The organism is Cryobacterium sp. (assembly GCF_025463825.1).
Classification (GTDB): Bacteria; Actinomycetota; Actinomycetes; order Actinomycetales; family Microbacteriaceae; genus Cryobacterium.
In genome coordinates this window covers 22,037-28,097 of the sequence record NZ_JAODBG010000046.1, presented here as the reverse complement: position 1 = coordinate 28,097, position 6,061 = coordinate 22,037, and the positions used below count along the sequence as shown (strand labels likewise).

Sequence of the window (6,061 nt, the reverse complement as noted above, 5' to 3'; positions counted from 1 at the left end):
GGTCGACCGCCCGCGACTCGACCAGCACGAACAGGCCGGCGGCGACGATCATGCCGACGCCGAACAGCCAGGTCTCGATGGCGTCCCAGCCGTGGGCGGAGTCCCCGCCGAAGTCGGTGAAGAAGATGAGGCAGGCGGTGAAGGCCGAGAGCAGCACGACGCCGGGGATGTCGATGGGCTGGGTGGCCCTCTTGTTCGGCAGCTTGAGCGTGAACCAGGCGATCGCGAACGCGGCGATGCCGACGGGGATGTTGATGTAGAACGCCCACTGCCAGGTGAGGTGGTCGACGAAGAACCCGCCGAGGAGGGGACCGCCGACGGCGGACAGGCCGAAGACGGCGCCGAGCGGGCCGAGGTATTTGCCGCGCTCGGAGGCGGGCACGATGTCGGCGATGATCGCCTGCGAGAGGATCATCATGCCACCGCCACCGAGGCCCTGCACAGCGCGCCAGACCACCAGCTGGGTGAAGTCGCCGGCGAACGCACAGCCGACCGAAGCGATCGTGAACAGCGCGATCGCGATCAGGAACAGGCTGCGTCGGCCGAGCACGTCACCGAACTTGCCGTAGACGGGCATCACGATGGTGGTGGCCAGCAGGTAGGCGGTGGTGAGCCAGACCTGGTGCTCGACTCCGCCGAGCTGGCCGACGATGGTGGGCATAGCGGTGGAGACGATGGTCTGGTCGAGGCTGGAGAGGAGCATGCCGGCGATGAGGGCGCCGAAAATGATCCAGATCCTCCGTTTGGTCAGGAGCAGGGGCTCCGCGATGGTGGTGGTCACGAAATGTTGCCTTTCAGGGTGGGGACGGCCAGCACCGTGCGGAACGCCGCGAGTGAGGTCGTGAGAATTGTGGCGAAATCCTGGGTGTTCGCGGGATCGATGAACCGCTGGGCGGATGACTGCATGAGGGTGGCCATGATGGTCACCACGGCCGCGGCACGCGGGTCGTCCTCCTCGACGCCTTCGCGCCGGGCGATGAGGGCGCGGATCTGACGTTCCCGCTCCCTGGTCACCCCGAGGAAGCGGGCCAGCAGGCGGGGTTCACGTTCGAGGGCGGCCATGAAGTCAGTGTGGGTCGACGCGTCCACATCGTCGGATTCGATGTGGGCGATGGCCAGGTCGACCAGGTCCTGCAGGGCGCGGGACCAGTCGCCGGGCGTTCCGGCCATGAAGGCCTCGGAGAGTAACTCGAAGTCGCTCTCGGAGTTCCCCCCGATCACGGCGTCTTCCTTGCACGCGAAGTAGTTGAAGAAGGTGCGGCGGGACACGTCGACCTCGTCGCAGACCTCCTCGATGGTGAACCCGGCGAGGCCGTGCTCGGCGGTGAGCCGGCGCGACACCGCGGTGAGGCTGGCGGCGGTCTTCCGCATCCGCCGCTCTACCCTGGTCGTGGTTGCACTTTCTGACATGAAGTGCAGTTTTGCATCATTCTGGCGTGAGTGCAACCTGTTTTTCGCGCCCGCAGCCGTTCGTGGGTCAGAGCACCGCCGGCGGGGGGGGGGCGCTCCGGCAAAACGGGCGGCCAGCCGGTCGAAGGCCTCCACCAGCTCGGGTGGGCTCACGACCTCGATGTCGGTGTCGAAGCGACCGAGCGATGCGGCCAGGGCAACCCACGACCACGACCCGGCTTGATAGCTGCACCGGTCGGGCGTGAGGAACTCGACGACCCCGTCGCCGGCGAAGGGCAGCACGGCGGAAGCGGGCAGGTTGAGGATGACGGTGCCCACGCACGGCCACGTGTTGCCCGGGTCCGCTCCCGCGAACCGGGACGTGACGACGCCGGCGACGCTGCCGCCGGGAGCTCGCGCGGGGCGAAGCGCGACCCGGTCGGTGTGCGCGGGCGAATCCGGTCGGCCCGGAAGGTGCGCCAGTCCTCGCGGTCCAGGTCCTAGGCCACGAGGTACCAGCGGCCGGATGCGGTGACGAGGTGATGCGGTTCGGTGCGCCGCGGAGGGCGTGGTCCGTCGTCCGCGTCGCCGGGCCCTGCAGTCGGGTAGTCGAAGCGCAGGATGTCGTGGGCCCGCACGGCGGTCGACAGAACGACGAGCACGTCAGGCGCCACCGACCCGCCGGGGCGGCCCGCATCGCGGATGGCTGTGAACCGGAGCGCGTCGATGCGGTGCCGCAGCCGCGCCGGCAGCACCTGCCGAACCGTGGCGAGGGCCCGCACGGCGGCCTCCTCGATGCCGGCACCGGCGGCGGTGGCAGCCTGGAGCGCCACGGTCATGGCGATCACCTGGTCGTCATCGAAGAGCAGCGGGGGAAGCTCCGCCCCGGCGTCGAGGCGGTAGCCGCCGTCCGGCCCCTCGTGGCCTCGATGCGGTACCCCATCTCCCGGAGGCGATCGACGTCTCGCCGCACCGTACGGTTGCTGATCTCCAGGCGTTCGGCCAGCAGCCGGCCCGGCCAGTCCCGACGAGCCCGCAGCAGCGACAACAGGAGCAGGATGCGCGAGGTCGTCGAAGGCAAATTTTCACTGTAGGCGAGGTAGAGGACCGAACCTGTCCTCTACCGCTGGGACAGTGCTCGAGACCGGGGATCCACCCCGGCTCCGAAACGCAGGAGCAGCCATGACCATCCAGACGACCACCCACCTCAACTTCCGCGGCGATGCCCGAGCCGCCCTGCAGTTCTACCCGGGCGTCTTCGGCGGCCAGCTGGTCGCCATCAGCTACGCCGATGCCCAGCGCGCGACGGATCCCGCCGAGGCCGACTGGATCGTCTTCGGCTCCGTCACCTCCGAGGACGGCTTCCGGATCATGGCGTTCGACGTGCCTTCGGCCACGGCCTACGAGCCCGGCACAATTCCGCTGTTCGTCTCGGTGCGCGGCGCCGACGCCGCCGAGATCTGCGCCTATTGGGGAGAGCTCGTGGCCGGCGCCACAGTCGTCGAGCCGCTCGCGGCATCCCAGTGGTCACCGCTTTACGGGATGCTCACCGACCACTTCGGCGTCACCTGGGTGCTCGACGTCGAGGTGGCCTGGGCGTCCTGACCTGACGAGGCGGCGGTGCGGCTGCTGACGCCCTGCCACCGCCGGCACGTATCAGCCCAAAGGTCAGCGCCTGCTGTATGGTCAGTGTGTGCTGACCATTGCTACCTCCCTCGACGTCGTCAACCGCCTCGGCCGGGCCATGGCCGACCCCAACCGGTCCCGGATCCTGCTGAGCCTCCTGGAGCACCCGGGGTACCCCGCCCAACTCGCCCGCTCCCTGGACCTGACCCGGCCGAACGTCTCGAACCACCTCAGCTGCCTGCGCGGCTGCGGCCTGGTCGCCGCGGTGCCGGAGGGTCGGCAGACGCGCTACGAGATCGCCGACCCGCATCTCGCCCGCGCGCTGGCGTCCCTCGTCGACGTGGTGCTGGCCACCGACGACGGCGAGCCGTGCACCGACCCAACCTGCGACGTGCCGCTCTGCTGCGGCAGCACGGACTGAGGTAACGGTGACCACGACCACCGCCGCCCTCGGTCCGGCTCGCCGCGCGGTGCTGCAGCGCCGCATCCACCTGATCGTCGCGGTCACCATCGGCTACAACGTGATCGAGGCCGCGGTCGCCCTGTCGGCCGGCACGATCGCGTCCTCCGCCGCACTGGTGGGCTTCGGCCTCGACTCCATCGTGGAGGTGCTCTCGGCCGCGGCGATCGCGTGGCAGTTCTCAGCCCCTGACCCCGAAAAACGGGAGCGGGCGGCATTACGGGTGATCGCGGTCTCGTTCTTCGCGCTGGCCGCCTACGTGAGTGTGGATGCGGCCCTGGCCCTGTTTGGCGTGCGCGAGGCCGAGCACAGCCCGGTGGGCATCGCCCTCGCCGCGGTGAGCCTGGCGATCATGCCGGTCCTGAGCTGCATCGAACGCCGCACCGGCCGGGAACTCGGGTCGGCCTCCGCCGTGGCCGATTCGAAGCAGACCCTGTTGTGCAGCTATCTTTCGGCCGCGCTGCTGGCGGGACTGCTGCTCAATTCGCTGCTCGGCTGGTCGTGGGCGGACTCGATCGCCGCGCTGGTGATCGCCGGCTTCGCCGTGAGGGAGGGCCTGGAGGCGTGGAGGGGTGACGCGTGTACGGTTCCCGTGTCCGAGCTCACCGGAAAGCGCGCGGCCGAGTAGGTCCGATCTCGTCGGTGAACGCGGTTCGCCGCCGGACGGGCCGCCCCGATCAGACCGGGGACTCCTGGTGCGCCGCAATCGACCAGCCGCCGTTGTTCTCATCGAAGAGGTAGGTGGTGGACATCTGCAGCTCGGTCGCCACGTCGCCCCGCCACGCCAGGGACCGGTAGACCAGCACCCCCGCGTGCTCGCCGAGGCGGATCACGGCCGGCTCGTGCAGTTCGTAGCGGTCAAGGGGCGCCGCGGCCTTGAACGCGGCGCGCACCTGGTCGCGTCCGACGACCGCCCCTGGCAGGATCAGCAGGGCGTCACCGGTCATGGTGCGCTGGTAGTAGTCACCGCCCTTGCCGGCCAGGATGGCGCGCCATCCCTCGTGGGCTTCATGCAGGAGTCTGGCAGGGAGATCGTCGGTGATCACAGTCATGACTCCACGGTAGACCTCGGCGGGCTGAAGTGGTCAGAATCGGTGCTGCAGGATCCAGGCGTGCATCGTGACCGCGGCGGCGGCCGACGCGTTGATCGAGCGGGTCGAGCCGAACTGGCTGATTTCCACCAGGGCGTCACCGGCGGCAACGGCCTCCGGGGACAGCCCGGGGCCCTCCTGGCCGAAGAGCAGCACGCAACGCTCCGGAAAGCTGAAGGTCTCGATGATCACACTGCCGGGCAGGTTGTCGATCGCGATGATCGGCAGCTCCTCGGTGCGGGCCCACTCCACGAACGCCGCGACATCCGGATGGTGCATCACGTGCTGGTACCGGTCGGTCACCATCGCGCCGCGCTTGTTCCAGCGCTTGCGCCCGACGATGTGCACGGTGTCGGCACCGAACGCGTTGGCGCTACGCACGATGGAGCCGATGTTCATGTCGTGCTGCCAGTTCTCGATGGCCACGTGGAATGGGTTGCGCTTCTCGTCGAGGTCGGCCACGATCGCCGCCATCGTCCAGTAGCGGTACCGGTCGATCACGTTGCGGGTGTCGCCGCGCTCGAGCAGCTCCGGGTCATAGAACGGTTCGACCGGCCACTCGCCGACCCAGGGGCCGACCCCATTGGTAGAGAGCTCTGGCGTGAGGTTCGACGATTCGGGCACTGCTCAACCGTATCCCGGCGCGCACCCAGCTTCCGTTCATACCCGATTCGCTAGCCTTGTGCGCAGGGTGCGTATCAGCCGGCACCGGGGGCTTCGACCGCTTCCGCGTCGGCACCATCCTATCGAGACCGTGACCATGACCCCGACCGGAAGGTTCACCTCCATGCACCCCACACTCTTTGGGATTGACTTCCTCGACTCCGAATGGCTGATCGGCTGGTTCGGCTCGTTCGTGCTGCTGGGTGTCGCCGCCGTGGTGTTCATCGAGACCGGCTTCATCGTCCTGTCGTTCCTGCCCGGTGACTCGCTGCTCTTCACGGTGGGCCTGCTCACGGCAACCGGCGACGTGCCGTTCCCGATCTTCGTCACCTGCGCGGTCATCTTCGTCGCCGCGTTCGCCGGGGACCAACTGGCCTACGGCATCGGCCGGAAGGCCGGCCCGGCCGTCTTCGCGCGCGAGCAGAACCGGTTCTTCAACCCGAAGAACGTGGAGCGCACCAACGCGTTCTTCGCCAAGCACGGCGGCAAGGCCGTGATCATCGCCCGGTTCCTGCCGGTCTTCCGCGCCTTCGTGCCGCTCGCCGCCGGCGTGGGCAAAATGAGCTACCGCACCTTCTTGACCTTCAACCTGATCGGCGCCTTCGCCTGGGGCGTCGGCCTCACCATGGTGGGCTTCCTGCTCGGCCAGATCCAGTTCGTCGCCGACTACTCGGAGTACTTCATCATCGGCATCGTGCTGCTCTCCGGCATCCCGATCCTCTCCGAGCTCTACAAGGCCGGCCGGGAGAACCTCCGCAACCGCGGCAACGCCCCGGTGTCCGCCGTCACACTACCCGAGGACGTGCGGGAATAGCCTCCTCCCCCACGCGGG

General features: G+C 68.7%; 8 protein-coding genes and 1 pseudogene. 4 read left to right on the top strand and 5 right to left on the bottom strand.

Translation table 11 applies throughout. From position 1 onward, the window contains the following. The 3 genes and pseudogenes from JWP54_RS05650 to JWP54_RS05640 form a co-directional block, all read right to left on the bottom strand. The coding region (locus JWP54_RS05650; RefSeq protein ID WP_297368524.1) for an MFS transporter at positions 1–781 on the bottom strand (781 nt) is incomplete at its 3' end. After that, on the bottom strand, positions 778–1,410 hold the full coding sequence (locus JWP54_RS05645; RefSeq protein ID WP_297368526.1) for a TetR/AcrR family transcriptional regulator: 633 nt from the start codon (positions 1,408–1,410) through the stop codon (positions 778–780). The genes JWP54_RS05645 and JWP54_RS05650, both read right to left, overlap by 4 nt. Positions 1,411–1,506: 96 nt before the next feature. Next, positions 1,507–2,470, bottom strand: a pseudogene (locus JWP54_RS05640) (helix-turn-helix transcriptional regulator); the annotation flags it as partial. A 101-nt stretch (positions 2,471–2,571) separates the two neighbouring features. On the opposite strand from JWP54_RS05640, the gene JWP54_RS05635 reads away from it, so the two are divergent. The 3 genes from JWP54_RS05635 to JWP54_RS05625 all read left to right on the top strand — a co-directional run bounded on the left by JWP54_RS05635 (position 2,572) and on the right by JWP54_RS05625 (position 4,103). Beyond that, positions 2,572–2,994 carry a VOC family protein gene (locus JWP54_RS05635; RefSeq protein WP_297368521.1) on the top strand — a complete coding sequence of 141 codons (423 nt, stop codon included), beginning with the start codon at positions 2,572–2,574 and terminating at the stop codon, positions 2,992–2,994. Positions 2,995–3,082: 88 nt separating this feature from the next. Continuing rightward, on the top strand, positions 3,083–3,436 hold the full coding sequence (locus JWP54_RS05630; protein WP_297368518.1) for a helix-turn-helix transcriptional regulator: 354 nt from the start codon (positions 3,083–3,085) through the stop codon (positions 3,434–3,436). 7 nt (positions 3,437–3,443) lie between these two features. Continuing rightward, positions 3,444–4,103 carry a cation transporter gene (locus JWP54_RS05625; RefSeq protein ID WP_297368515.1) on the top strand — a complete coding sequence of 220 codons (660 nt, stop codon included), beginning with the start codon at positions 3,444–3,446 and terminating at the stop codon, positions 4,101–4,103. A 49-nt stretch (positions 4,104–4,152) separates the two neighbouring features. Here the strand turns inward: JWP54_RS05625 and JWP54_RS05620 are convergent, their stop codons facing one another. Then, positions 4,153–4,527: a DUF4440 domain-containing protein gene (locus JWP54_RS05620; protein WP_297368512.1), complete on the bottom strand. Its 375-nt coding sequence runs from the start codon at positions 4,525–4,527 to the stop codon at positions 4,153–4,155. 33 nt (positions 4,528–4,560) lie between these two features. Next, positions 4,561–5,190 carry a TrmH family RNA methyltransferase gene (locus JWP54_RS05615; RefSeq protein WP_297368509.1) on the bottom strand — a complete coding sequence of 210 codons (630 nt, stop codon included), beginning with the start codon at positions 5,188–5,190 and terminating at the stop codon, positions 4,561–4,563. 163 nt (positions 5,191–5,353) lie between these two features. Here JWP54_RS05615 and JWP54_RS05610 point away from each other — a divergent pair, with 163 nt between their 5' ends. After that, a complete protein-coding gene (locus JWP54_RS05610) occupies positions 5,354–6,043 on the top strand; it encodes a VTT domain-containing protein (RefSeq protein WP_297368506.1) in 690 nt (229 codons plus the stop codon). Positions 6,044–6,061: the final 18 nt, after the last annotated feature.